Genomic DNA, 26,954 nt, shown 5'->3' on the forward strand with positions numbered 1-26,954 from the left:
TCAAACCCGCGCCGGCGCTGGAGGCACTTTCCGAAAAGGGGCGAAAATCGGGGTGAAGTGTCGAACCTCGGTGTACACGTTTCACATCGCGTCCGAGACGGCGCGCGAGTTCGCGCAGGCCGACGGTTCGTCCGTCCTGCTGCAGGGCCTGGACAATCGCCCAGCGACGCTCCGTGAGGCGACCAAAAAAGGCGCCGGGTGTCTCGAAATTCAGTGTTTCGCCCTGATACGTCGTGGCGGTCGCGGACCTGCTGGCTTTGCGCAATGCGCTGCGCCAATCCGGTCCCAGGGTAATGGTCAGGCGACGTGTATTCATGGCGCCCTCCGTTTCTCCACTTCGGCGATGAAGTCTTCAATGAGTTGGTCAACAGTCGAAAAGGAATAGGGACGCTCTTTACCGTGCAACTGCCCGGCGGGGATAGGTCGCCATCGGCCGCTTTGGATCGTCCGCGCCACCAAACGCCCCCCACGATCCCGCTGCTATGCTCACGCGCTCGGAATGGCCTGCCCCCAAGCCACCGGAATCGGAGCGCCCTGCATGAAAAAATTCATCCGCGACAACCCGACCATCGCCTTCGGGCTCGGCCTGCCGCTGCTGCTCGTCGCGGTATTCCTCGCCATCTCGGGCATTCCCGCGCTGCTGGTCGCACCGCCGCAGTACGAGGTCTTGTACGCGACCAACTACAACTTCCACAACAACGCGCACAACGCGATCCAGATCGCGGTCGTCGGTGATCGCGTGCAGGTCAGCTACGTCGGCAACACGCAGCCCTACCAGACCCCGCGGCTGTGGCGCTTCGACCCGAAGACCGGCGCGGTCAGGGAAATCGCGCTGCCCTTGCCGCCCGGCCTCGCCCCCAACAGCGGGCGCCCGGTCGAGGCGGAGAAGACCCCGAGCGTGCCCCCCATCGACGTCCCCGACCTCGCCGAGCTCGAGGTCGATTCGTCGAGCCTGGCGCCCGACGGCTACACGTTCCGCAGTGGCGCCGACGGCTACGGCGGAAACGTCTTCGGCGGCCTGTTCTTCGGTTCTTCGCGCTACCGGGTCCAGGCCGAGCTCGTCAAGGACGGGCGCAGCATCCGGCTGCCCAACACCCACGGCGACCACTACGGCAACACGGTCCGCTTCGTCGGCTGGGTGCTGCCGTGATCTGGCTCCTGCTGCTGATCGTGCTGATCGCCCTCGCCGGCGGCTGGTGGGGCTGGCCGCTGGCCGCGGCGCTGTTCGGCAGCCGCGCGATCGATGACAAGACCAGCGCGCTCGGCAAGATCGCCGAGTTGATGCGGGCCCATGACATCTCGCCGGCTGAAGTCGCTGCGGTATACCGCGATCCGACCCTGATCTCGACCGCGGCCCCCAAACGCAGCAGCGGCGAGATTGCACGGACGCTCTTCATCTACCTCGGCGCGATCTTCATCCTCGCCGGCATCGGCACCTACATCGGCATGTTCTGGAACCGCATGGGCAGCGTCATGCGGATCGTCGTCACCCTCGGCGTCGCTTATGCGCTGCTGGTCGTGCTGGTCTCGGCGCTGCACGAGAAGAAGTTTCCCAGGCTCATCCTGCCGCTGACGCTGGCGACGGCGTTCATGCTGACGAGCGGCTGGTTCGTCTTCATCGACGAGGTCTTTCCGCGCGGCGACGACTGGCGGCTGGCTGCGCTCGCCGTGTTCGGCACGATGGCGATTCATCAGGGCCTGCTGTTTCGCCAGTACGCGCTGAGCGTGCTCGCCTTCACCGCCCTGTGCTTCGTCTACGCCTTCCTGTCGGTCGGCCTCGACCTGGTCGACGTGCCGGCGGGCTTCAGCGCGATCCTGCTCGGCGCCTCGCTGTGGCTGGTCGCCAGCGGGCTTGAAAAGTCGCCGCAGCGCAGCCTCGCCGAGTTTGCCTACCTGATCGCGCTGTGCTGGTTCAACGCCGGCCTGTTCGACCGCGTCGCCATCGCCGCCGCGGCCGACTGGGCCGCGCTGCTGACCGGCGCCTCGGTCATGTCGGCCGCCTACGGCCTGCACAAGGACGGGCGCCAGCTCCGGCTATCCGGCCTCGGCTACCTGATCGGCTCGGCGCTCGCCTACAGCGGCCTCTTCGACCTGCTGCGCCAGACCCCGGCCGAGCTGCTCTACTTCGCCGTCACCGCGGCGATGCTCTACGCCTGCGTGCGGCTGCAGAGTCGCGCGCTGCTCCTGACCACGGTGCTCGCGATGCTCGGTTTCATCGGCTACTTCACCGCCGAACACTTCGTGGATTCGCTCGGCTGGCCGATCTCGCTGATCCTCATGGGCGTCGCCTTCATCGGCGTCGCCACCCTGGCGATGCGGATCAAGCAGCAGATATGAGGGCGTCGGTCTGGAAGGGGCTGCATCCGTGAGCGGGAACTTGCGACCATCGAACGAACATCAGGATTGACACGACGTACGCTGAAGCGTACGTTCTCCGCATCGACGGAGACCCGCAATGACCACGCTCACCGCTTCCGAAGCACGGGCCAACCTGTACCGCCTCATCGATCAGGCCGCAGAGTCCCATCAGCCCATCCACATCGCGGGCAAGCGCACGAGCGCCGTCTTGCTCTCCGCGGAGGACTGGCAGGCCATCCAGGAAACGCTCCATCTGCTTTCCATTCCGGGCATGCGCGAGTCCATCAAGGAGGGCATGGCCGAGCCGCTTGACGAGAGCGCCCGGGAGCTCGACTGGTGAGCTGGCAGCTCGTGTTCTCGAAGCACGCCCAGAAGGACGCGAAGAAGCTGGCTGCCGCCGGCCTGAAGTCGAAGGCCCAGGACTTGCTCGCGATCCTGGCGAATGATCCCTTCCAGACGCCCCCGCCCTACGAGAAGCTCGTGGGTGATCTAGCCGGGGCCTACTCGCGCCGGATCAACATCCAGCACCGTCTGGTCTACGAGGTCTTCGCCGAAAGGCGCGTGGTTCGCGTGCTGAGGATGTGGTCGCATTACGAGTAGGAAGGCGGTACGCGTGGCGCGCCACGACGCCGCGCAACCGTTTCCAGGATGGAAACGGTTCAATAGGAAGGCGCTCGTGTTCAACACTTCAGCGTATGCGAGAATCCAGCGCGGGAGCTATTCACATGAACCTTGCAGAAGCCATCTATCGACACAGCCAGCGCCTGCCGGATGCGGCGGCTCGTGAGGCACTCGACTTCATCGAGTTTCTCGAACAGCGCTATGGCGTGAAACCTCCTGAAACCGTCGCTGCTCCGCGCGAGTGTCGCGAACCGGGGAGCGCCCGCGGCAAGCTCGAGATTGTCGCCGACGATGACGACCATCTGGCCGACTTCAAGGACTACATGCCTTACCGCTGCTGAGTGCCGACTAGATCATGGACCGCTACGGAGCTCAACGCGTCTGGTGACCAAAGCCCACTGTTGTTCGCGCTGAGCCCGCCTGACCCATGCCCCTCGACTTCGCCACGCTCGACGCCCTGCGCAGCCACCACCCCGCCTGGCGCCTGCTGCGCTCGGACCATGCGGCGCTGGTGGCGAGCTTCCTGCATCGGGTCTTCGTCACCCCCAACGTGCGCGGCATGCCGGCTGCGGACCTCGCCGAGGCGCTGGAGGACGAGCTCTACGCGCTGCGCCTCACCCGCGGCGAAGACGCCTTCCCCAAGCCGGCGATCGATTACCTTAACGACTGGGCCGCGGCCGACAAGGGCTGGCTGCGCAAGTACTACAAGCCCGGCACCGACGAGGCCCAGTTCGACCTCACCCCGGCCACCGAGAAGGCGCTCGCCTGGCTGGCGCAGCTGAGCGAGCGCCAGTTCGTCGGCACCGAGTCGCGCCTGCTTACCCTCTTCGCGCTGCTCAAGCAGATGGGCGAGGGCAGCGAGACCGACCCTGCGCGGCGCATCGCCGAGCTGCAGCGCAAGCGCGACGAGATCGACGCCGAGATGGCGCGCGTGCTTGCCGGCGACATCCCGCTGCTCGACGACACCGCGATCAAGGACCGCTTCCAGCAGTTCATGCAGGGCGCGCGCGAGCTGCTCGGCGACTTCCGCGAGGTCGAGCACAACTTCCGCCAGCTCGACCGCCGCGTGCGCGAGCGCATCGCGCTGTGGGAGGGCAGCAAGGGCGCGCTGCTCGAGCAGATCATGGGCGAGCGCGACGCCATCGCCGACTCCGACCAGGGCCGGAGCTTCCGCGCCTTCTGGGACTTCCTGCTGTCGAGCCGGCGCCAGGAGGAGCTCAGCGAGCTGCTCGACCACGTTCTGGCGCTACCCGCGGTGGCCGAGCTGAACCCCGACGCCCGCACCCGTCGCGTGCATTACGACTGGCTGGAGGCGGGCGAGCACACCCAGCGCACGGTGGCGCAGCTCTCGCAGCAGCTGCGCCGCTTCCTCGACGACCAGGCCTGGCTGGAAAACCGCCGCATCATGGACCTGCTGCACGGCATCGAGAGCAAGGCGCTGGCCCTGCGCGCCGCGCCGCCGCCCAGCCCGGCGATGGAGATCGCCCTGCCCGGCGCGGCGATCGAGCTGCCGCTGGAGCGCCCGCTGCACACCCCGCCCACCCGGCCGGCGATCGCCGAGCTGCGCATCGAGGCCGGCGACGAGGACGTCGACCCGCACGCGCTCTTCGAGCAGGTCACGGTGGACAAGGCGCGCCTCGCCCGCCACATCCGCCACGCCCTGCAGGACCGCGCCCAGGTCACGCTCGCCACGCTGGTCGCCGCGCAGCCGCTGGAGCAGGGCCTGGCCGAACTGATCGCCTACCTGCAGCTCGGCAGCGACGCCTTCACCACCACCCTCGACGAGGCCACGCCCGAGCCGATCGAATGGCAGGCGAGCGCCGCCGACGGCAGCACCGTCACCCGCCGGGCGCGCCTGCCGCGGGTGATCTTCATGCGCTGAGCGTCAAGACGATGGACACCTCAATGATGGACGACGAAGACCTCGCCCCCGGCCCGGCCGAGCCTGCGGCCCCCGCCCCGCCGCCCGACCTCTCGGTGCTGCTGATCGGCCTGCTCAAGGGCGTGCTCTACCGCGAAGCCGACGAGCGCCAGTGGTCCAGCCTGCTGCAGCTGCAGGCGCGGGTGCGCGAATACGTGGCCGTGCTCAACCTCGAGCTGGCGCTCGACGAGGCCGAGGGCTACGCCTTCCTGCGCGGCCGCCCCGAGCCCGCCGACGACGACCCGACGCCGCGCCTGCCGCGGCTGGTGGCGCGCCGGCCGCTGTCCTACCCGGTGAGCCTGCTGCTCGCCCTGCTGCGCAAGAAGCTCGCCGAATTCGACGCCGGCGGCGGCGACACCCGCCTGGTGCTCGGGCGCGACGACATCGTCGAGCTGGTGCGCGTGTTCCTGCCCGAGGGGCCCAACGAGGCGCGCCTGATCGACCAGATCGAGACCCACATCAACAAGGTCGTCGAGCTCGGCTTCCTCGCCCGCCTCAAGCCCGCCAGCGCCAGCGCGACCGCACCCGCCAGCTTTGAGGTGCGCCGCATCCTCAAGGCCTTCGTCGACGCGCAATGGCTCGCCGACTTCGACGCCCGCCTCGCCACCTACCGCGCCGCCCTCGCCACCGGCAAGGAGACGCGCGATGAATGAGTCCCTGTCCCTCGGCCTCGACTTCGTCGCCGACGACACCCTCTCCGGCTTTCGCCTGCAGCGCATGGAGGTGCTCAACTGGGGCACCTTCGACCGCCACGTATGGACGCTGCAGCTCGACGGCCGCAACGGGCTGCTCACAGGCGATATCGGCTCGGGCAAATCCACCCTGGTCGATGCGATCACCACCCTGCTCGTCCCCGCCCACCGCATCGCCTACAACAAGGCCGCCGGCGCCGACACCCGCGAGCGCAGCCTGCGCTCCTACGTGCTCGGCCACTACAAGTCCGAGCGCAACGAGGTCACCGGCGCCGCGCGCCCGATCGGCCTGCGCGAGCCCGGCAGCTACTCGGTGATCCTCGGCGTGTTCCACAACGCCGGCTACGACCAGACCGTGAGCCTGGCCCAGGTGTTCTGGTTCAAGGAGCCACAAGGCCAGCCGGCGCGCTTCTACCTCGGCGCCGAGCACGCGCTGTCGATCGCCGCGGACTTCTCCGGCTTCGGCCCCGACATCACGCAACTGCGCAAGCGCCTGCGCGGCGCAGGGGCCGAGGTGTTCGACAGCTTCCCGCCCTACGCCGCCTGGTTCCGCCGCCGCTTCGGCATCGACAACGAGCAGGCGCTCGAGCTCTTCCACCAGACCGTGTCGATGAAGTCGGTCGGCAACCTGACCGACTTCGTGCGCCACCATATGCTCGAGCCCTTCGAGGTCGGCCCGCGCATCCAGGCCCTCATCGGCCACTTCGACGACCTCGACCGCGCCCACCAGGCCGTGCTCAAGGCCCAGCGCCAAGTGTCGCTGCTCGCCCCGCTGGTCGAAGACTGCCACCGCCACGACGCGCTCGCCGCCGACATCGGGACGCTGCGGCGCTGCCGCGAGGCGCTGCAACCGCACTTCGCCGCGCGCAAGCTCGCCCTGCTCGACCACCGCCTGACGCTCGCCGCCGAGGAGTGGGCGCGCGCCGACGCCCAGGCCAAGCGCCTGGACGGGCTGCGCGAGGAGCAGGCGCTGCGCATCGACGCGCTCAAGCATGCCATCAACGCCAACGGCGGCGACCGCCTCGAGCGCCTCGCCGCCGAGATCCGCAAGCTGGCGCAGGTGCGCGACGCGCGCCTGGCCAAGTCGCGCCGCTATGCCGAGCTCGCCGCGGTGCTCGGCACCCCCGCCGCCGCCGACGGCGAGGCCTTCGCCGCCCAGCGCCTGCACTTCGCCGCCGGCCGCGAGGACGCGCGCAACCGCGACGCCGAGCTGCAGAACACGCTCACCGAGCACGCCGTCAGCCTGCGCCAGGGCAAGCTCGAACACGACGCGCTGAGCGCCGAGATCGACAGCCTCAGGCGCCGGCGCAGCAACATCGACGACCGCCAGATCCAGATCCGCGCCGCGCTGTGCGGCGCCCTCGGCATCGACATCGAGGACATGCCCTTCGCCGGCGAGCTGCTGCAGGTGCGCGAGGACGAGCGCGACTGGGAAGGCGCCGCCGAGCGCCTGCTGCGCGGCTTCGGCCTCGCCTTGCTGGTGCCCGACGCGCACTACAAGGCAGTGGCCGAGTGGGTGGATGGCAACCACCTGCGCGGCCGCCTGGTGTATTTCCACGTCCGCCCGCCGCGCGCCGGCGAGCTGCCCGCGCTGCACCCCGACTCGCTGGTGCGCAAGCTCGCGATCAAGCCCGACAGCCCGCACTACGACTGGCTCGAGCGCGAGCTCGCCCACCGCTTCGACGTCGCCTGCTGCGCCACCCAGGAGCAGTTTCGCCGCGAGACGCGCGCGATCACCCGCGCCGGCCAGATCAAGGACCCCAGCGGCCGCCACGAGAAGGACGACCGCCACGCCATCGCCGACCGCAGCCGCTACGTGCTGGGCTGGAGCAACAACGCCAAGATCGAGGCCCTCGAAGCGCAGCGCCGCCAGCTCGAAGCCCGACTCGGCGAAGTCGGCAGCCAGATCAGCCGTATCGAGGCCGAGCGCCGCGCCCTCGCCGGCCGCGTCGACGCGCTCACCCGGCTGGAAGAGTTCACCGCCTTCGACGAGCTCGACTGGCACAGCGTCGCCGGCGAGATCGCCACGCTGGAGGACGAGCGCCGCGCGCTCGAAGCCGCCTCCGACCTCCTCAAGGAGCTCGGCCGCCAGCTCGCCGAGCTGCAGCAGATCCGCGTCGACACCGAGCGCGAGCTCGGCGCCGCGCGCGAACGCCGCGCCAAGGTCGAGCAGCGCCAGGCCGACGCCGAGGCACTGCGCGCGGCCACGCTCGCCCTCGTCGACGCCGCGCCGATCGACCCGGCGCTCGTCCCCCGGCTCGAGGCCCTGTGCGCCGAGGTGCTCGGCGAACACCAGCTCACGGTCGAATCGTGCGACAACCGCGAGAAGGAAGTCCGCGACCTGCTGCAGACGCAGATCGACGCCGAGGACCGCCGGCTAGCGCGCCTGGCCGAGAAGATCATCAAGGCCATGTCGGCCTTCAAGCAGCAGTTTCCGCTCGAGACCGCTGAGATCGACGCCAGCCTGGAGGCCGGCTTCGAGTACGAGAACCTGCTGACGCAGCTGAACCGCGACGACCTGCCGCGCTTCCTCGCGCGCTTCAAGGAGCTGCTCAACGTCAACACGATCAACGAGATCGCCAACTTCAACGCCCAGCTCGCCCGCGAGCGAGAGACCATCAAGGAGCGCATCGCCCACATCAACAAGTCGCTCGGCGAGATCGACTACAACCCCGGGCGCTACATCGTGCTCGAATCCCAGCCCAGCCCCGACGCCGAGATCCGCGACTTCCAGCAGGAGCTGCGCGCCTGCACCGAGGGCGCGCTCAGCGGGGCGGGCGAGGGCGACGACGAGCAGTACTCCGAGGACCGCTTCCTGCGCGTCAAGGGCATCATCGACCGCTTCCGCGGCCGCGAGGGCCTCTCGGACCAGGACCGGCGCTGGACCGCCAAGGTCACCGACGTGCGCAACTGGTTCCTGTTCGCCGCCAGCGAGCGCTGGCGCGAGGACGACAGCGAGCACGAGCACTACTCGGATTCGGGCGGCAAGTCGGGCGGGCAGAAGGAGAAGCTCGCCTACACCATCCTCGCCGCCAGCCTGGCCTACCAGTTCGGCCTGGAGTGGGGCGCGGTGCGCTCGCGCTCCTTCCGCTTCGTCGTCATCGACGAGGCGTTCGGCCGCGGCTCGGACGAGTCCGCGCAATACGGCCTGCGCCTGTTCGAGCAGCTCAACCTGCAGCTGCTGATCGTCACCCCGCTGCAGAAGATCCACATCATCGAGCCCTTCGTCGCCAGCGTCGGTTTCGTGCACAACGAGGGCGGCAGCGCCTCGAAGCTGCGCAACCTGTCGATCGAGGAGTACCGCGCGCAGAAGGCGGCGGCACAGGCGACACCGCGGCCGGGCGCCACCGGGTCATGAGCTGGAGCACCGCGTCGGACCTGAGGGCGCAGGTGATGCGCCTGTGGGAGCGCGGCGAGCTGCTGCGCGAGGGGCTGCCGCAGGACAGTGGCGAACCCCCGCGCGCGTGCTTGCCGGAGGAGGAGGGCGAGGGCGCGCAGTCCGGCGAGCAACCATCAGACGCTGCAGCGGATACGACCGCGGGACTGCCCGCTGGCCGCAGCCGCTTCCCATTGCGCCTCAGCCTGAAGACGCCCACCTCGGACGACATCACCCGCCGCTTCGACGCCGTGCGCGCCTGGGTCGCGGCGATCTCGGCCACGCCCCACGTCCGCCTCGAATGGCAGGAAACCCGCCACCGCGTGCAAGGCAGCCAGCGCCTGCCCGCGAGCGCCTGGGTCGACCGCCTCGACGACGCCCTGGCCTGGATCGGCAAGCGCGCCGAACACGCCCGCTTCCGCGCGCTAAACGCCGAGACCGCCACGCGCCAGCCCCTGCTGCTGCCCTGGCTGGCGAAGCGCCCGCTTCGTGCGCTCGAGCTCGCCGCCGACTGGTCGCGCCTGATCGACGTGGTCGCCTGGCTGCAGGCCCACCCGCGGCCGGGCGTGTATCTGCGCCAGGTCGACCTGCCCGGCATCCACACCAAGTTCATCGAATCCCAGCGCGGCGTGCTCGCCGAGCTGCTCGACCTCGCCCTGCCCGCGGCGGCGATCGACCCGGCGCGCACCGGCGCGCAGCAGTTCGCCGCCCGCTACGGCTTCCTCGACAAGCCCGCGCTGCTGCGCTTTCGCGTGCTCGACCCGGCGCTCGGCCTGCTGCCCGGCGCGCCCTGGCCCGACCTCGCCCTCGACGCCGACAGCTTCGCCCGCCTGCGACTCGACGTGGCGCGCGTCTTCATCACCGAGAACGAGACCAACTTCCTCGCCTTCCCGCGCGTCGACAAGGCCATCGTGATCTTCGGCGCCGGCTACGGCTGGGACGCGCTCGCCCGCGCCGAATGGCTGCAGCACTGCCCGATCCACTACTGGGGCGACATCGACACCAACGGCTTCGCTATCCTCGCCCAGCTGCGCGCCCGCTTCGCCCACGTCGAGTCCCTGCTGATGGACCGCGCCACACTGCTCGCACATGAGGCGCTGTGGGGCAGGGAGGACAGCCCGCGCCCGGCCGACGTCTCGCGCCTCAGCGCCGAGGAACGCAGTCTGTACGAAGACCTGCGCGACCATCGCATTCGTCCGTCCCTGCGTCTGGAGCAGGAGTACATCGGCTTTGGCTGGCTGGGAAAAGCGCTGAAAATCATCCAGCCGGCGGATGATTTTCAGCCACATGATGGTTGATTCTCATCCGCCCTTGCTACGATCCGGGCGGCAAGCCGCAATAAGACCCGCCCGAGCACCCGGACCAAGATCCACGCCGAGAAGGACCGCACCATGCTGACCCGCCTCGAGATCGACGGCTTCAAGACCTTCGAGAACCTCGCCATCGACTTACTGCCCTTCACCGTCGTACTGGGCAGCAATGCCGCAGGCAAGAGCAACCTGTTCGACGCGATTCGGCTGCTCTCGCTGCTCGCCACGCGTGACGTCGCCGAGGCCGTCAAGGACATGCGCGGCGAACCGCTCGAACTGTTCCGCCTGACGCCTTCGGGCCGCAGCACCCAGATCCGCATGGCCGCCGAGGTGCTCGTCGACCCGCTGGTGCGCGACCCATGGGGTAGCGAGGTCAAGATCACACACACGCGGCTGCGCTACGAGGTGACGCTGGAGCGGCGCCAGACCAAGCCCGGGATCGAGCGGATTCAGGTGGCACGGGAGTGCGTGACACCCATCATGCGCAAGGACGATCGCTGGGCCAAGGCAGTGAATCCGACCAAGGACTTTCGTTCGACTTATCTGAAGTACACGCGCCTGAAGCCGTGGCTCACGACCGACGAGACGGACGAAGGTCTGGCTTTCAGCATCCATCAGGACGGCAAGCAAGGGCGCAATCGACCCGCAAGCGCGGCCGAGGCAACCGTGTTGTACAGCGTGACCAATGCCGAGTTTCCCCACCTTTTCGCTTTGCGTGAGGAAATGCGCCACTGGCGCCTGCTGCAGCTCGACCCCGCACTGCTGCGACGTCCAGTCCCGGCGACGGCATCGGACATGCTGGATGCGGATGGCTCAAACCTTGCCGCGGTACTGACTCAACTCAAGGCTGAAACTGCAAGTGCCGACAAGCCGGATGGGGTGCTGAGCGACATCGCTGCCGAGCTCAACCACCTGATCCCGGGGATTGCCCATCTCGACGCGAAGCTGCACGAGGCGAGCCGCGAATACCGGATCGAACTGACGATGCGTGACGGCCTACCCTTCACCTCGCGTGTCATTTCGGACGGCACGCTGCGCATCCTCGCTCTGCTGACCCTACTGCACGACCCGCGCCATCGAGGCCTGATCTGCTTCGAGGAACCGGAGAACGGCGTGCATCCCGGGCGCATCAAGCAGCTCGTTCAGCAACTGCGGGACATCGTCACCGATCCAGCCCAGTACGATGCCGACGAGGGCGGCCCGCCACTCAGCCAGTTGCTGCTCAACAGCCATTCTCCGGTGGTCTTGTCTGCCCTAATCGACGCGAATCTGCGCCCCGTCGATGGCGCGGTGCTGTTCGCCGACACGGCCGTGGTGACCGACCCCGAACGCAAGGAGCAACGCCGCAAGACGCGCCTTCGGCCCGTTCACTCCAGAACGCAGGCCTCGCTGTTTGGGGACGACGCGAATCCACAAGGCATCGTCTCCGACCTCGAGGTTCGCAAGGTGCTCCATACCGTAGCGGCGGAGGGCTGAGGATGCATTACCTCGGACTGGCGCTCTATGCCGAAGGCCCCACCGACTACTACTTCCTGCGCCCCTTGCTGCTGCGGCTGTGTGAAGACATCTGCCTGAACCAAGCAAACCAGTCGGTGGAGTTCGGCGAGGAGGTCATCTCCCTGAACGAACCCGCACGAATGAAGGGCGCCCCACGCGAGGAACGCATCATCGAAGCGGCCCGCGAAGCGCGGGGCGCCTGGCGCATCGTTTTCATTCACACCGATGGCGCGGGCAATGCGGAACGCGCCCGCGCAACCTGCGCCCAGCCCGCCATCGACGGGCTCGCCGAGGAACTTCCCAATGATGGTGTGGGGGTCGCGGTAGTCCCAATACGCGAAACGGAGTCATGGGCACTTGCAGACGGTGACGCGATTCGCAGGGTGTTTGGCACGCTGCTATCCGATGATGCGCTCGGCTTGCCGCGCAACGCCGCGGGCGTGGAAGCCATCCTGGATCCGAAGAAAGCGTTGGACGATGCGTTCCTGAAGACGAATCCGACATCAAGGAAGCGGCGGCAGGGCGCTTCGCCCATGCTCAACGCACTCGGCGAGTCCGTTTCATTGGAGAGGCTTCGACTACTTCCGGGATTCCAGGCGCTTGAACACGAGCTGCGGCAGGGATTGGAGGTGCTCGGGATACTCAGGTGATGCGCGCCCGCGCATCATGATCGAATCCCTGAGCCCAACCAAAATCCTCTCGGAGAGCGCTTTCTGGCCAGCGAGTACGGCACCGGCAACAAGCATCGCGGCCGCATCGATTCGCTCGGACTGGACGAGAACGGCTGCCCGGTCATCGTCGAGTACAAGCGACACACCAACGAGGACGTCATCAACCAGGGCCTGTTCTACCTGGATTGGCTGCTCGACCATAAGGCGGATTTCCGCCTGCTGGTGATGGACAAGCTCGGCAAGGAGGAAGCGGACCGCATCGAGTGGAGCGGCACCCGCCTGCTCTGCATCGCCGCAGACTTCACCCGCTACGACGAGCACGCCGTGGCTCAGATCAACCGCAACATCGAACTGATCCGCTACAAGCTTTTCGGGGTGCCAAAGCAATGAGACCGTGATCGTCGGTGTGGCGACTGGAAGGGGGAAACTGTGCATTCCGGCGCGCAGATTTCCGGTGTGTCGTTCGGGCACGCTGGCGCCCGGACCTGGCGCCGGTCTGCCCGGACCGGGAAGGCGCCGTGGGCGAGCTATGGATGATCAGCCGCTTCGATCTTCGTGCCCCGTGGCAGCGCGAGCTGGGCGACCTGCTGGGATCGGCGTGTCGGCGCCTGTCCAGAATCGGGTAGCCGCTCCTTCCTATGGTCTTCGTCACGACAAGCTAGTAAACTGCCCGCACCCCCGAATGCGCCAACCCGATCTCGGGCGAGTACGCTCGTCGACGAGAATCGCGGGCAGGTTGCCAAGTGAGGGGTGCTGCAGTCCCAACCCGGCGAATCGTCCGGCTGGGAAAGCATACGACTTTTGGGCAGGGCCGCTTTTGCGGCGGCCTCCCGGAGCCCCCGCCCGTACTCGCGTTTTGAAGACACCTTGCCCGCGCCTGATCGATGGCACGGGCTCGTGCCGCGAGCAAAGGCCGAGAACGTGTCGCGCCGCCGAATGGCAGATTCCGTCTTGGACTGCCGGGTGAGGCGTCACCGTCTCACAAACCCCTGAAAACAGTTCATCACCGCCACCTCACAGCGAGGATCAGAGCGACTACGACCCCCGGCAACCGGCAGAAAGACGAGCGAACGCTGCGCTTCCGCCCACTTCGCTGCCCTCGTGACCACCCCAAATTCCAGCCAGATCACCATCTGCGAGAACCCCGATCTGGTGGATTCGCATCGATAGGTGAAATTTCCCGCGTCGCTGCTGGCGAATCCATTTCAACGTATCAGCGAACCTACATTAGGCAAAGCCACCCCGTGAGCGAAAACACTCCGAAGCCCGATACCCCCTCCCGCGCCGGCGGCGCCCAACGCGGACGCCGGTCCGGTCCGCGCAAGCCCAAGGCGCCGAAAATGCCGGTCGATTTCGACGCGGGCGCCGCGCTCGAGGGCGCCGCCGCCGACGCGCCGGCACCCAACCCCGACGCGCCGCCGGTCTACCTGGCGGACCTCAAGGCCCTGCACGTCTCGGAACTCCTCGAGATGGCCGAGGCGGCCTCCATCGAGGGCGCGCACCGCCTGCACAAGCAGCAGCTCGTGTTCGCCCTGCTGCGCAGTCGCGCGCGCGAAGGCTCGCCGATCTACGGCGACGGCACGCTCGAGGTGCTGCCCGACGGCTACGGCTTCCTGCGCTCGTCCGACATCTCCTATCTCGCCGGCACCGACGACATCTACGTCGCGCCCTCGCTGATGCGGCGCCTGAACCTGCGCACCGGCGACACCATCGAGGGTGAGCTGAGGGCGCCCAAGAGCGGCGAGCGCTACTTCGCGCTGGTGCGGATCGACCGCATCAACGGCCGCCCGCCGGAAGAGTGCAAGAACAAGATCCTGTTCGAGAACCTCACCCCGCTGCATCCGGACAGCTTCTTCCGCCTCGAGCGCGAGACCTCGGGCGAGGACAACCTCACCAGCCGCGTGATCGATCTCATCGCGCCGATCGGCAAGGGGCAGCGCGGCCTGCTGGTGGCGCCGCCCAAGAGCGGCAAGACGGTGATGCTGCAGCACATCGCGCACGCGATCACGAGCAACTACCCCGAGGCGGTGCTGATCGTGCTGCTGATCGACGAGCGTCCCGAGGAAGTGACCGAGATGCAGCGCTCGATCCGCGGCGAGGTCGTCGCCTCCACCTTCGACGAACCCGCCTCGCGCCACGTCCAGGTCGCCGAGATGGTGATCGCCAAGGCCAAGCGCCTCACCGAGCACAAGCGCGACGTGGTGATCCTGCTCGACTCGCTGACCCGGCTCGCGCGCGCCTACAACACGGTGGCGCCGGCCTCCGGCAAGGTGCTCTCCGGCGGCGTCGACTCCAACGCGCTGCAAAAGCCCAAGCGCTTCTTCGGCGCGGCGCGCAACATCGAGGAAGGCGGCTCGCTCACCATCATCGCCACCGCGCTGGTCGACACCGGCAGCCGCATGGACGACGTCATCTACGAGGAGTTCAAGGGCACCGGCAACATGGAGCTCCACCTCGACCGCCGCCTGGCGGAAAAGCGCGTCTATCCGGCGATCAACGTCAATCGCTCGGGCACCCGCCGCGAGGAGCTGCTGCTGCCGCAGGACATCCTGCAGAAGACCTGGATCCTGCGCCGCCTGCTGCACGGCATGGACGACATCGAGGCGGTGGAATTCCTCCTCGGCCGGCTGAAGTCCTCGAAGACCAACGCGGACTTCTTCGGCTCGATGCGCTAGGGGCCAGCCAGCGCGCGCGCGGCCCCGCCGATCTCCCGACCCCACCCAGGAGCAAGCCCGAATGGATTTCATGACCGGCCTGGAGCGCCGCACCGTCAAGGCGAACGGCGTCAAGCTCAACCTGTGGGCCGGCGGCGACGGCCCGCCCGTGCTGCTGCTGCACGGCTGGCCGCAGACCGCCCAGATGTGGCACAGGATCGCGCCGCGCCTGGCCGCGCAACACACCGTCGTCTGCCCCGACCTGCGCGGCTACGGCGACAGCGACAAGCCGCGCGACGGCTACGACAAGAAGACCATGGCGCGCGACATGCACGCGCTCATGCAGGCGCTCGGCCACTCGGCCTACGCGGTGATCGGCCACGACCGCGGCGGGCGCGTCGGCCATCGCCTGGCGCTCGACTGCCCCGAGGCCGTCACCCGGCTGTGCGTGCTTGACATCGTGCCGACGCACACCGTGTTCGCGCAGACCGAGCGCCATCTCGCCGCCGCCTACTGGCACTGGTTCTTCTTCCAGGCGCCCGACCTGCCCGAAGCGATGATCTCCGCCGCGCCCGAGGCCTTCCTGCGCCACGTGCTGCGCTCGCTGTCCTTCCATGCCGGCGCGATCGAAGAACCGCTGATCCAGGAATACCTGCGCGCCTTCACCCTGCCCGGCACGCTCCGCGCCACGCTCGAGGACTACCGCGCCGCGGCGACGCGCGATTTCGAGGACGACATCCGCGACCTCGACCAGCGCGTTCGCTGCCCGCTGCTCGCGATCTGGGGCGAGTTCGGCAAGATGCACGACCTGTTCGACGTCCTCGCGACCTGGCAGGAAAAGGCCGACGACGTCAGCGGGCACCCGCTGCCGTGCGGGCATTTCATACCGGAAGAGGCGCCGGAGGAGTTGCTGGCGGAGTTGCTGGTGTTTTTGCGGGGTTGAGCGGTTGAGGTGTCGCGGCGAAATCCTCCTGTCGCTCGACACTTCCCGCCGGCCAGCGGCCTAGTGTTGCCGTTCCTGTGACGATAGCAACAGGCTGCGGAATTCCGATTGCCGCGCGGTCCGAGGATGACTCAGATCGACCGATCCCGGAACACGGGAGGTGTATAAAGTCTGTCCGGATGATTTTCGTAGGCTTAATACAAGGAGCAGATCATGACGAAAATTATTGGCGCAATTCTGTTGACGTTGGGCATGACGGGTACTGCCCTCGCACAGAATGGCTTCTATGCGGGTGCGGGCATCGGGCAGGCCACCATCGATGCGTGCGACGGTGTCACCAATTGCGACGATGAGGACACCAGCTGGAAGATCTTCGGCGGTTGGGAGCTGAATCGGAATATCGCCGTCGAGGCCGGCTGGGTGGATTTCGGTGAGGTCAGTGGATCCATGGGCGGTTCGGCAGTCAGCGCCGAAGCAGACGGCTGGACGCTCGCCGCGAAGGGCATCCTGCCGCTCAACGAGCAGTTCAGCGTGTTCGGCAAGCTCGGCATGGTCAGGTGGGATATCGAAGGGGGCGGCGCCGCTTCCGGCATTGACGACGATGGCACCGACCTCATGTATGGCCTCGGCGCTCAATACATGTTCACTGATCGGGTCGGCGTTGTCGGTGAGTGGGAGTGGTACGACATTGACGATGATGTCGATCTGCTTTCCATCGGTGTACTGATCAAGTTCTAAGCGACTCGATCAAGCCCAATAGAGACGGCCCCGGCAGGGGCCTTCTTTTTGTCCGGTCCTTCCGGGCCAGTTCAATCGGTTCGGCCTACACCGTCTCCAGATTCGCATACGCCAGTACCAGCCACTTGGCGCCCGCGGCCGACCACACGTAAAACCCCTCAAAACCCATACCCCGCCCGCACCCCCGCATAAACACTCCGCCCCGCCCCCGGCTCGTAAAACCGCCCGTTCCCATCCCCCACGATCACCGACCCCACGTGCCTGCGGTCAAAGACGTTATCCACCCGCAGTAACTGCCCGAAGGTCCATGCCCCGTGCCGCTGTTCCGCCGACACTCGCAAGTTCAAGAGCGTGTATGCCGGCGCCGGCCGCTCATCGTTGGCGTCATTCACATGCACCTTGCCCCGATGCACAGCCTCGCCCGCAAGGGTGAGGTCCGCCACCGGCTGCCAGGCGAGCTCGGCGTAGGCCGCGAGCTGCGGCACGCCGGGCAGGCGATTGCCTGACGGGATGCGCGCGCCGCGGCTGACGAAGTCTTCGTCATACGCGGCCTTCATCCAGGTCAGCGCGGCGCGGCCGCTCAGCTTGCGGGAAAACTCCGATTCGGTGGCCAGCTCCAGGCCCCCGGCGCAGCGTGCGTCCGGCGTTCTGGTAGCTGGTGCGGCCGCCGCTCGCGCCGGCGACGACGATCTCGTCGTCGGTCTCGATGTGGAACACGGCGAGATTGACCCGGCTGGCGTCGCCGACGAAGGCCTTGGCGCCCACTTCCAGCTGCCGGCTGGTGGCGGGCGCGAGGGCGAAGTTGAACTTGCCGTCGGGCCCGTACGAGAGTTCATTGAGGGTCGGCGTCTCGAATCCCCTGCCTGCGCTGGCATAGACGTTCAGCGCCGGTTCGATCGCGTAGACGACGCCGATCGCGGGCGTGGTCTCGCTGAAACGCACGCTGCCGCCGTCGTCGCCGTTGATGCCGGCGATGTAGCGGTCGTCGACCTTGAAGGCGACGCGCGAGTGGCGCACCCCGAGCGACCACTGCCAGGGTCCGTGCTTCCACACCGCCTGCGCGTAGGGGTCGGTGCTGGTGACGGTGTCGAGCTCGTCGCGGCGCAGCGCGCCCTTCACGCCCAGGGTCGGGCCGCTGAAGTTCTCGTAGCCGCGGCGCGCGTCCTCGGCGCGGTCGTAGTCGACGCCCGCGGTGATCGTCAGCGCGCCGCGCCCCAGCGTGCGCTCGGCGATCCAGCGCGCGCCGAGGCCGTGGAAGTCGCGGTCGAAGTCGACCACCCCGCCGGCGTGGTTGGCGCGCTCGGGATTCGCCGCGGTCGGGATCTGCACGAAGGCCGGGATCGACTGGTACTGCGTCACCCGCCGGCGACCGGTGTACGCCGACAGCTGCAGGCGGTCGCTGCCGAAGCGGCGCTCGTAGGTGGCGCCGCCCTGCAGGTGATGGATACGCTTGCGCGTGTCGTATTCGAGAGCGGCGGGCGCCACCCCGCGCGGGTCGCGCTGGTAGCGCTCCCAGTCGAGACCGAGCGGGTCCTGCGTCTCGGGCTGGCGCAGGCCGTTCGCCACCAGGGTCAGCGAGCTGTCCTCGTCCGGCTTCAGGCTCAGCTTGGCGAAGCCCTGGTCGCGGCGGGTCTTGCTGTGCGCGCGGTAGCCGTCGGTGTCGAAGCGCGAGGCGTCGAGCACGAAGCCCACGCCGTCCTGCTCGCCCTCGGCGCCGATGCCGAGCTTGGTCGAGCCCCAACTGCCGGCGAGCGCATTGGCGCGGATGCGCGGTTCGCCTTCGCCGGTGCGCGAGAAGAGCTGGATAACGCCGCCGGCGTGGTTGCCATAGACGGTGGAGAAGGGCCCGCGCAGCACCTCGATGCGCTGCGCGGTGTCGAGATTGAAGCTCGCCGCCTGGCCCTGCCCGTCCGGATTGGTGGCCGGGATGCCGTCGGCGATCAGCTTCACGCCGCGCACCCCGAAGGCCGCGCGCGCGCCGAAGCTGCGGATCGAGATCTGCAGGTCCTGCGCGTAGTTCTGGCGGTTCTGGATCACCAGGCCGGGCACGCCGCCGAGCGCTTCGGACGCATTGACGCCGAGATTGCCCGCCTGATTGGCCCGCAGGTCGACCGCGTCGACCGAATAGGGCAGGTCGAAACTGCCGCTTTCCACCCGGCTGCCGGTGACGACCACTGGGTCAAGGGTGATCGTGGCGCTGCCGCCGCTTGCGCTGTCCTGCGCCGAGGCGAGTCCGGCAAGGCCGGTAAGCGCTACCGGGAAGAGCGTGCGCAGCAGGCGTGCGAGCGGGACGGCGCGTGAGGCATCGCCGCGGTGGGCTCGGTCGTCGGGGGCGGCGCGCTGCGTCTGCTTCACGGTCGGGCTCCTGGTCGAGTGGGTCGCGAGGAGGATTCTCGCCGATGAGCGGAAGTTCGGGGCCAAGGCCGCACCACGGATGGCCAATCATCCGGCCTCCAGGCAATCCTCATCTTCGACACCAGCGGTCCCACAGACGCGCTTCACGTCACAGCGCGGCCATGGTTACTCGGATAACATTCAGGCTCCTCTGAATTCAATGTCGACATCATTACGCCGCAGCGATGGCGAGATGATCCGGCCGGTGCCATGATCCTGAAAGAAGCTGACTCCAAGACCGCTCAACTCGAAGAGCTTGAAAGCTACCTCACCGCCCCGGGTGTGCCCTACGCGACAAGGCAGCACATCGAGCGCGAACTGAAGTTCCTCCGCGCTGGCATCAAGGGCGAGCACGAATCCGCCTACGACATCGACTTCTACAGCGGATCGAGCAAGAACCGGATCGTCCTCCACGACCTTCGCTTCGAGCACAACGGCCGCGTCGCGCAGATCGACCACCTGATTCTCAACCGCCTGCTCGAAGTCTACGTGTTGGAGACCAAGCACTTCAGCGAAGGGGTGTCGATCACCGAACAGGGTGAGTTCTCGATCTGGTTCGGCGGCAAGCCGCGAGGCATTCCCTCGCCGCTCGAACAGAACGAGCGCCACATTGCGGTGCTGAAGGACGTCTTCAAGACGCTCGACATGCCGACCCGGCTGGGCATCCGGCTGCAGCCGAGCTTCGAGTCGCTCGTGCTGGTGTCGAAGAACGCGCGCATCGGCCGACCGCAGAAGTTCAATACCGCTCGCGTGCTGAAGTCCGACCAGCTCGAGGGATGGATCATGAAGAACATCGACTCCGGCTCACCGCTGTTGATGGCCAAGTTCGTCAGCGTCGAGACCCTGACCAATGTCGCCCGCCAGCTTGTCGCGCTGCACCGGCCGCTCATGCCGGACTACCGCGCGAAGTTCCGCATCACCGAGGAGGCGCTGCGCCCAGCCGCGACCGTGCCGGCCGACCCGCCGGTGGCGCCCGCTGCCCCCGAAGTACCGTCCCTCGATATGCCGGAGGAAGCGCTAGCACCGGTCGAGGCCGCCGCTCTGACCGAATCAACCGGCACTCCCAAGCTGACCACGTCCAGGCTGGCTAAAGCCGCCGGCATGAAGACCGCCGAGCTGACCGAGCGCCTGATCGCCCTCGGCCTGCTGGAACTGCGCGAGGGCAAGACCTACATCACCGCCAAGGGCAAGGCGGCGGGCGGCGAATTCCGCATGAGCCCGAAATTCGGGCCGTATTTCCTGTGGCCGGAAAAACTCGCGCTGTAGTCGGTAAATGAAACCTCGTCGGCCGGCCGGTCGCGGCGATACGCGTCCTTGACATCCGAACCACCGCTGACGACAAGGTCTACATCCGACGTTTGCCCACACCCTCTGCGCAAGGATCCCTTCATGAACCAGATCATCAACGCCCGCCTGCGCGGACACGCCTGCCTCCACACCCTGCGCTGGACCGACGGCATCATCAGCGCGATCGAACCGCAGGCCGACACCCTGTCCGCCGCCGCGGCGGGCAGCGAGGGACTGGATGCCGGCGGCAAGCTGGTGATCCCGCCGCTGGTCGAGCCGCACATCCACCTCGACGCCGCGCTCACCGCGGGCGAACCGCACTGGAACCGCAGCGGCACGCTGTTCGAGGGCATCGAGCGCTGGGCCGAGCGCAAGGCGCTGGTCACCCGGGAGGACACCAAAACGCGCGCCCACCGCACGATCCGCATGCTCGCCGCGCACGGCATCCAGCATGTGCGCACCCATGTCGACGTCACCGAGCCCGGCCTCGGCACGCTGCAGGCGATGCTCGAGGTGCGCGACGAGGCGCGCGACCTGGTCGATCTGCAGATCGTCGCCTTTCCGCAGGAGGGCATCGAGTCCTTCGCCGGCGGCCGCGCGCTGATGAGCGAGGCGGTGGCGATGGGCGCGGACGCGGTGGGCGGCATCCCGCATTTCGAGAACACCCGCGAGCAGGGGGTGGCCTCGCTGCACTTCCTGATGGAGCTCGCCGAGCGCCACGACCGGCTGGTGGATGTGCACTGCGACGAGACCGACGACCCGCAGTCGCGCTTCCTCGAGGTGCTGGCCGAGCTCACCCGCGTGCGCGGCATGGGCGCGCGGGTGACCGCCAGCCACACCACCGCGATGGGCTCGTACGACAACGCCTACTGCTCGAAGCTCTTCCGCGTGCTCAGGCAGGCGGGGCTGAGCTTCATCAGCTGCCCGACCGAGAGCATCCACCTGCAGGGCCGCTTCGACAGCTATCCCAAGCGCCGCGGCCTGACCCGCGTGCCGGAACTCGACCGCGCCGGCCTCAACGTGTGCTTCGCGCAGGACTCGATCGTCGATCCCTGGTACCCGCTCGGCAACGGCAACATCGTGCGCATCCTCGACGCCGGCCTGCACATCTGCCACATGCTCGGCTATGAGGACCTGCAGCGCGCGCTCGACTTCGTCACCGACCATTCCGCGCGGGCGATGGCGCTCGGCGAGGGCTATGGCATCGCGCTCGGCCGGCCGGCGAATCTGGTGCTGCTGTCCGCGACGAGCGACTACGAGCTGCTGCGCACCCAGGGCCACGTGCTGGCGTCGATCCGGCACGGGAAGGTGATCATGCGCAGGACGATGGGCGAGCTGTCGTGGGCGGAGGGGCCGGCCGGGCCGGCCTGAGGCGGATGCGCCGCGCGGCCGGGGGAAGTGAAGCGCGGCGCCGCGTCATCGATGCGGGTGGCGATGATGGATGTCGGGAAAATGGGGATGCTTGTGCACCAGCGCCTCGTGGCGGTGCCAGTGCTCGTGCGGCTCCTCGCCATTCCACGGGAAGTCGTGGGCGTGCTGGTGGTGTTCGTCATGCACGTGGCGGTGGCGGTGCGCCATCGGCTCGTGAACATGCTCGTGGTCGTGATGTTCGGTCAGGTGCAGCCACACCCCCCAGGCCATCAGCGCCGACGCGAGCCAGAAGGCGGCCGAGCTCGACTCGCCCAGCAGCGCCAGCGACACCGCCGCACCGATGAAGGGCGCGGTCGAAAAATAAGCGCCGGTGCGCGCCGTGCCCAACCCGCGCAGCGCGAGTACGAAGAGCACCAGGCTCACCCCGTAGCCGAGCAGTCCCACCGCCATCGTGCCGAGCAGGGTGGGGCCGTCCGGCAGGGTTGCGCCAAGCGCGAAGGCGAGGCCGGCATTGACCACGCCTGCCATCCCGCCCTTCGCGGTGGCGATGAAGAGCGCGTCCGACGCCGACACCCGCCGCGTGAGGTTGTTGTCGATCGCCCAGCACAGGCAGGCCGCGGCGATCATCAGCGGCCCCATCCAGCCGCCCGCGCCCGCCTGCGTGTCCGACGACGACAGCACCACCCCGCCGGCGACGATCGCGATCATGCCGAGCACGATGCGGCGGCCCGCGTTCTCCTTGAAGACCACCCAGGCGATGACGGCGGTGAGCACCGCCTCCAGGTTGAGCAGCAGGGAGGCGGCCGATCCGCTCGTGCGCGTCAGGCCGTACATCAGCGCCAGCGGCCCGAGCACGCCGCCGAAGAAGATCGCGCCGAGCAGCCAGGGCCACTCGCCGCGGGACAGGCCGGAGGGCCGCCAGCCGCGGTCGCGCACGAGGCGCGCGATGGCCAGCCCGAGGCCGCTGCCCAGATACATCAGCCCCGCGAGCAGCCACGGCGAGACTTCGCCCACCAGCAGTTTCGCGAAGGGGGTGCTCGCGCCGAACAGGGCGGCCGCGAGCAGGGCATGCACGACGGGCAGGTTCTTCATGGCCGATGGTCCGGCGCCGCCTCGCGCCGCGGCAGGCTGATCTCGAAGCGCGTCGCTCCGCCGGACGAGCGCGCGGCGATCTCGCCGCCATGCGCGCGCACGATCGAGCGCGTGATCGCGAGCCCCAGCCCGGCGCCTTCGCCGTGGCGGTCGCGCCGGCTGCTGCCGCGATGAAAGCGGTCGAAGATCCGCTCGAGCTGCTCGGGCGGGATGGGGTCGCCCAGGTTGCGCACGACGAGGCGGACCGCGGCGGCGTCCGCCGCGATGCCGATGCCGATCTCGCCCCCGTCCGGGGTGTGGCGCAGCGCATTCGAGATCAGGTTCGACAGCGCGCGCCGGAGCATCAGGCGGTCGCCGCTCACCACGGCGCGGCCCTCGCGCACGATGCGGATCTCGTGCTCGTCGGCGAGCGCCTGGTAGAACTCGATCAGCGCGTCCGCCTCGCGCGCCAGGTCGACCGCCTCGCCCCCGTGGGCGAGGCGGTTGTCCTCGGCCTTGGCGAGGAACAGCATGTCGCTCACCATGCGCGCGATGCGCTCGTACTCCTCCAGGTTGGAGGCGAGGATGTCCTGGTACTCCTCCGCCGAGCGCGGACGCGACAGCGCCACCTGGGTCTGCGTCATCAGGTTCGAGATCGGCGTGCGCAGCTCGTGCGCGATGTCCGCCGAATAGTCGGCGAGGCGCTGGAAGGCGAATTCGAGGCGGGCGAGCATGCCGTTGAAGGCTTCGACGTGGTCGCGCACCTCGAGCGGCGCATCGCGCTCGCCGAGGCGCTGGCCGAGCTGCTGCGCCGACAGCCCCCTCGCGGTCTCGGTGACCCGGCGCAGGGGAGCGAGCCCGCGATGGGCGGCGAACCAGCCCAGCAGCGCCGCCACCAGCGCCGCCAGCGCGACCCCCGCCCAGGTCGCCTTGCGCACCGAGGCGAGGAAATGCGTGTGATGCGACAGATCGAGCGCGACCAGCACGTCGACGCCGGCGGCGTCGGTCGGCGCGCCGCCGCCTGCGCGTGGCGGCAGCGCGAGGCGCACCTCCAGGCCGCGGTGCGGACGCCCCTCCACCGACCAGTCGCCGCGCCCCGCCGCAAGCGGGGCGCCCGCCCGCTGCTCGGGGGTGAAATGCTCCTCATGGATGATGCGCAGCACCCGCCCGTCGACATCGCGCACCAGCACGCCCACGTTGTCATGGCCGACGAAGGCGTTCTCCAGCACCCGGATGGGCTCCGCCGCCCCCGTGCCGGGAACGCCCTGCTGCACCGCGTTGCGTACGAGGGCGAGCTTGCCGTGCAGCTCGTGCAGGTCGAGCTCCTCGAAGTGCGCATCGAGCATGCGCCCGAACAGCAGCGCCGCCAGCACCAGCACGCCTGCGGTGAGCGCGGCGAAGAGCAGCGCCAGGCGGGCGGTGAGCGAGAACGCGCGCATCATCCCCGCGCCGGCGGCAGCGCTTCGAGCACGTAGCCCATGCCGCGCACGGTGCGAATGAGCTTGGGCTCGAAGGGCTCGTCCACCTTGGCGCGCAGCCTGCGCACCGCCACCTCGATGACGTTGGTGTCGCTGTCGAAGTTCATGTCCCACACCTGGGAGGCGATCAGCGAGCGCGGCAGCACCTCGCCCTGGCGCCGCAGCAGCAGCTCGAGCAGGGCGAACTCCTTCGCCGTGAGGTCGATGCGCTGGCCACTGCGGATCACCCGCCGGCGCAGCAGGTCGAGCTCGAGATTGGACGAGCGCAGCACCTCCGGCTCCTGGCTGCGCCCGCGCCGCAACAGGGTTCGGACCCGCGCGAGGAATTCCGAGAAGGCGAAGGGCTTCACCAGGTAGTCGTCCGCCCCCAATTCCAGGCCGCGCACCCGGTCCTCCACCTGGTCGCGCGCGGTGAGGAACAGCACCGGCGTCTCGCGGCCGCTGTGGCGCAGCGTCTGCAGGACGCCCCAGCCGTCGAGCGAGGGCAGCGTGACGTCGAGCACGATGAGGTGGTAGTCGCCATCGAGCGCGAGGTGCAACCCGTCGACGCCGTCGCGCGCGAGATCGACGACGAAGCCGGCCTCGCGCAGCCCTTGGCGCAGGTAATCCCCGGTCTTCACCTCATCTTCGACGATCAGAATCTTCATGGCCGCGCTCCCGCGCATCGACTGCACCTCGCCAATTCTGCCCCGAGGCGCTGGAGGGCAAGGCGGATTACAGAAATGTAATCCCTGCGTCAGCCTCGTGACGGACATGCGCGCGCAAGATGAGCATCGTCGTGGCGCAATGGGATTCCCGATGGAGAGACGACTTTTCTTTCGCGCCGGCGGCCTGGCGATCGCGCTCGCCCTCGCGGCGGGCGTGCAGGCTGCCGATGACCGGCCCGCCGACGCGCCCCTGCCCGAGGCCACGCAAGGCGGGCGCGCCGAAGCGCCCCCGCTGCCGCCCTATCGATCCTCGCTCGATGCCTACCGGCCCTACCGCGCCGATGAACCGCTGCGCGCCTGGAAGGAGGCCAACGACGAGGTGGGGCGCCTGGGCGGCCACATGGGGCACCTCACACCGGCTGCGAAAGGAGGCGAGCGATGAAAGCGAGCCTGCCGGTGTCCCTCCTTGCCGCCGGCGTGCTCACCGGTTGTGCCGGCGCGGCCATAGAGCGGAACTTCGCCGAGGTGGATCGCTTCGCGCGGGAACAGGCGGGCAGCGAGGTGCGCTGGCTGCGATCGGACGCCGAGCGCGAGGCGATGCGCACCGAGGTCGATCGCCTGCTCGCGCAGCCGCTGGCGATCGACGACGCGGTGCGGATCGCGCTCGGCTACAGCCCGGCCTTCCAGACCCTGCTGGCGGAGGCCGCGGTGGCGTCGGCGGACGCGACCGGCGCGGCGCGCATCGGCAATCCGGTATTCACCTTCGAGCGCCTGTTCCGTTCGGGCGCCGAGGGGCGCGAACTCGACATCGGCCGCTCGCTCGGCATCTCGCTGCTCGACGTCCTGTTCCTGCCCGCGCGTCGCGAACAGGCGGCTTTCCGCCAGCAGCAGACGCGGCTGGAGGCCTCGAGCGCGCTGCTCGCCACGGTCACCGAGGTCCGCCAGGCCTGGATCGACGCCGTCGCCGCGAGCCAGACGGCGCGCTACCGGTCGGACGTCGCCAGTGCGGCCGGCACCGCTGCAGAACTCGCCCGCCGGATGCAGGCCACCGGCAACTTCAGCCGCCTGCAGCGCGCGCGCGAGCAGGCGCTTGCCGCCGAGGAGACGGCGAACCTGATCCGCGCCCGCCAGAACGCCACCGCCGCGCGCGAGGCGCTGATCCAGCGCCTGGGCCTCACGCCGGGCCAGGCGCAGGCGCTGACCCTGCCCGCGCAGCTGCCGGCGCTGCCCGAGGCACCGATCGACGAAGCCACCGCGGGTGCCGCCCTGCTCGAGAACCGGCTCGATGTGCGCATCGCGCGCGCCGACCTCGACCGCACGACGAAAAGCCTGGGGCTCACGCGGGTCACCAGCGTCGTCGACGGCCTGCACGTGGCCGGCGTGCGCAACAGCGAGACCGGTGAATCGTCCCAGCGCGGCTTCGAGATCGAGCTGCCGTTGCCGCTGTTCGACTTCGGCGACGCGGCGCGCGCCGGCAGCGAGGCGCGCTACCTCGCGGCCTTCAATCGCACGCTCGAGGTCGCGCGCAACGCGAGCTCCCAGGTGCGCGTGGCCTACGACGGCTATCGCAGCGCATACGACCTCGCCCGCCACTACCGCGACGAGCTCGTACCCCTCCATCAGAACATCACCGAGGAATCCGTGCTCCAGTACAACGGGATGCTGATCGGGGTGTTCGAGCTGCTCGCCGCCGCGCGCTCGCAGTCGGCGAGCGTGGCGCAGGCGATCGAGGCCGAGCGCGACTTCTGGCGCGCCGACGCCGCGCTCAAGGCCAGCCTGCTCGGCCGGCCGATCGCGCCGCTCGTCCTTCAATCGGGGGCATCACCGGCGCAAGCCGGTGGTGGCCACTGACCTTTCCGGAGCCCCTCATGACCTCCCGACGTCGATTTCTCGCCGGGGCGGGCCTGCTGGCCGCCGCCGGCTCG

At 68.6% G+C, this 26,954-nt stretch carries 23 protein-coding genes and 1 pseudogene; 19 read left to right on the plus strand and 5 right to left on the minus strand.

The window, feature by feature from the left end:
- Positions 1-316: HVO_A0114 family putative DNA-binding protein (locus BB334_RS18215; RefSeq protein ID WP_158014411.1), on the minus strand; the 316-nt coding region annotated here is incomplete at its 3' end.
- Between the two features lie 222 nt (positions 317-538).
- Between BB334_RS18215 and BB334_RS13025 the strand changes: the two genes are divergently transcribed.
- The 15 genes from BB334_RS13025 to BB334_RS13095 all read left to right on the plus strand — a co-directional run bounded on the left by BB334_RS13025 (position 539) and on the right by BB334_RS13095 (position 16,781).
- Positions 539-1,150 (plus strand): hypothetical protein, encoded by a 612-nt coding sequence (locus tag BB334_RS13025; RefSeq protein WP_068808951.1) that lies wholly within the window; start codon positions 539-541, stop codon positions 1,148-1,150.
- A complete protein-coding gene (locus BB334_RS13030; RefSeq protein WP_068808952.1) occupies positions 1,147-2,337 on the plus strand; it encodes a DUF2157 domain-containing protein in 1,191 nt (396 codons plus the stop codon). The genes BB334_RS13025 and BB334_RS13030 overlap by 4 nt, the downstream gene beginning before the upstream one ends.
- 118 nt (positions 2,338-2,455) lie before the next feature.
- Positions 2,456-2,698 carry a type II toxin-antitoxin system Phd/YefM family antitoxin gene (locus BB334_RS13035; protein ID WP_012584201.1) on the plus strand — a complete coding sequence of 81 codons (243 nt, stop codon included), beginning with the start codon at positions 2,456-2,458 and terminating at the stop codon, positions 2,696-2,698.
- Positions 2,695-2,958 carry a Txe/YoeB family addiction module toxin gene (locus tag BB334_RS13040; protein ID WP_068808953.1) on the plus strand — a complete coding sequence of 88 codons (264 nt, stop codon included), beginning with the start codon at positions 2,695-2,697 and terminating at the stop codon, positions 2,956-2,958. Before BB334_RS13035 ends, BB334_RS13040 begins: the two co-directional genes overlap by 4 nt.
- A gap of 125 nt (positions 2,959-3,083) precedes the next feature.
- Entirely contained in the window at positions 3,084-3,320 is a 237-nt protein-coding gene (locus tag BB334_RS13045) for a DUF2281 domain-containing protein (protein ID WP_068808954.1), read from the plus strand.
- An 86-nt stretch (positions 3,321-3,406) separates the two neighbouring features.
- Complete coding sequence (locus BB334_RS13050; protein WP_068808955.1) at positions 3,407-4,861, plus strand: DUF3375 domain-containing protein; 1,455 nt, start codon at positions 3,407-3,409, stop codon at positions 4,859-4,861.
- Between the two features lie 23 nt (positions 4,862-4,884).
- The gene (locus BB334_RS13055) at positions 4,885-5,553 is read left to right on the plus strand and encodes a DUF4194 domain-containing protein (protein ID WP_068809457.1); all 669 of its coding nucleotides are present in this window, start codon (positions 4,885-4,887) and stop codon (positions 5,551-5,553) included.
- Positions 5,546-8,950 carry an ATP-binding protein gene (locus BB334_RS13060; protein ID WP_068808956.1) on the plus strand — a complete coding sequence of 1,135 codons (3,405 nt, stop codon included), beginning with the start codon at positions 5,546-5,548 and terminating at the stop codon, positions 8,948-8,950. Before BB334_RS13055 ends, BB334_RS13060 begins: the two co-directional genes overlap by 8 nt.
- Positions 8,947-10,266, plus strand: coding sequence for a DUF3322 domain-containing protein (locus BB334_RS13065; protein ID WP_068808957.1), 1,320 nt, complete (start codon positions 8,947-8,949; stop codon positions 10,264-10,266). The genes BB334_RS13060 and BB334_RS13065 overlap by 4 nt, the downstream gene beginning before the upstream one ends.
- 93 nt (positions 10,267-10,359) lie before the next feature.
- Complete coding sequence (locus BB334_RS13070) at positions 10,360-11,754, plus strand: AAA family ATPase (RefSeq protein WP_068808958.1); 1,395 nt, start codon at positions 10,360-10,362, stop codon at positions 11,752-11,754.
- 2 nt (positions 11,755-11,756) lie between these two features.
- Complete coding sequence (locus BB334_RS13075; RefSeq protein WP_068808959.1) at positions 11,757-12,425, plus strand: DUF4276 family protein; 669 nt, start codon at positions 11,757-11,759, stop codon at positions 12,423-12,425.
- Positions 12,426-12,668: 243 nt separating this feature from the next.
- Positions 12,669-12,836 (plus strand): hypothetical protein, encoded by a 168-nt coding sequence (locus BB334_RS18705; RefSeq protein WP_232756738.1) that lies wholly within the window; start codon positions 12,669-12,671, stop codon positions 12,834-12,836.
- A gap of 950 nt (positions 12,837-13,786) precedes the next feature.
- Entirely contained in the window at positions 13,787-15,121 is a 1,335-nt protein-coding gene (gene rho, locus BB334_RS13085) for a transcription termination factor Rho (RefSeq protein WP_083200435.1), read from the plus strand.
- 61 nt (positions 15,122-15,182) lie between these two features.
- A complete protein-coding gene (locus tag BB334_RS13090; RefSeq protein WP_068808960.1) occupies positions 15,183-16,043 on the plus strand; it encodes an alpha/beta fold hydrolase in 861 nt (286 codons plus the stop codon).
- A gap of 213 nt (positions 16,044-16,256) precedes the next feature.
- Entirely contained in the window at positions 16,257-16,781 is a 525-nt protein-coding gene (locus BB334_RS13095; RefSeq protein ID WP_068808961.1) for an outer membrane beta-barrel protein, read from the plus strand.
- A 158-nt stretch (positions 16,782-16,939) separates the two neighbouring features.
- Here BB334_RS13095 and BB334_RS13100 read toward each other — a convergent pair.
- Positions 16,940-19,058: pseudogene (locus BB334_RS13100) on the minus strand (TonB-dependent receptor family protein).
- Between the two features lie 327 nt (positions 19,059-19,385).
- Here BB334_RS13100 and BB334_RS18710 point away from each other — a divergent pair.
- Positions 19,386-20,441, plus strand: a complete 1,056-nt coding sequence (locus BB334_RS18710; protein ID WP_232756739.1) for a nuclease-related domain-containing protein — start codon at positions 19,386-19,388, stop codon at positions 20,439-20,441.
- 123 nt (positions 20,442-20,564) lie between these two features.
- The gene (codA, locus tag BB334_RS13110) at positions 20,565-21,833 is read left to right on the plus strand and encodes a cytosine deaminase (protein WP_068808962.1); all 1,269 of its coding nucleotides are present in this window, start codon (positions 20,565-20,567) and stop codon (positions 21,831-21,833) included.
- Positions 21,834-21,878: 45 nt separating this feature from the next.
- On the opposite strand, the gene BB334_RS13115 is transcribed toward codA, so the two are convergent.
- The 3 genes from BB334_RS13115 to BB334_RS13125 are packed head-to-tail and all read right to left on the minus strand — an operon-like array spanning position 21,879 to position 25,029.
- Positions 21,879-22,925, minus strand: a complete 1,047-nt coding sequence (locus tag BB334_RS13115) for a DMT family transporter (protein WP_068808963.1) — start codon at positions 22,923-22,925, stop codon at positions 21,879-21,881.
- A complete protein-coding gene (locus BB334_RS13120; RefSeq protein WP_068808964.1) occupies positions 22,922-24,346 on the minus strand; it encodes a heavy metal sensor histidine kinase in 1,425 nt (474 codons plus the stop codon). The genes BB334_RS13115 and BB334_RS13120 overlap by 4 nt, the downstream gene beginning before the upstream one ends.
- Positions 24,343-25,029: a heavy metal response regulator transcription factor gene (locus BB334_RS13125; protein ID WP_068808965.1), complete on the minus strand. Its 687-nt coding sequence runs from the start codon at positions 25,027-25,029 to the stop codon at positions 24,343-24,345. Before BB334_RS13125 ends, BB334_RS13120 begins: the two co-directional genes overlap by 4 nt.
- Positions 25,030-25,180: 151 nt before the next feature.
- Here BB334_RS13125 and BB334_RS13130 point away from each other — a divergent pair, with 151 nt between their 5' ends.
- Positions 25,181-25,471 (plus strand): hydrolase, encoded by a 291-nt coding sequence (locus BB334_RS13130; protein ID WP_068808966.1) that lies wholly within the window; start codon positions 25,181-25,183, stop codon positions 25,469-25,471.
- On the plus strand, positions 25,468-26,880 hold the full coding sequence (locus BB334_RS13135; RefSeq protein ID WP_068808967.1) for a TolC family protein: 1,413 nt from the start codon (positions 25,468-25,470) through the stop codon (positions 26,878-26,880). The genes BB334_RS13130 and BB334_RS13135 overlap by 4 nt, the downstream gene beginning before the upstream one ends.
- Positions 26,881-26,954: the final 74 nt, after the last annotated feature.

This window comes from Thauera phenolivorans (assembly GCF_001696715.1).
Taxonomy (GTDB): domain Bacteria; phylum Pseudomonadota; class Gammaproteobacteria; order Burkholderiales; family Rhodocyclaceae; genus Thauera; species Thauera phenolivorans.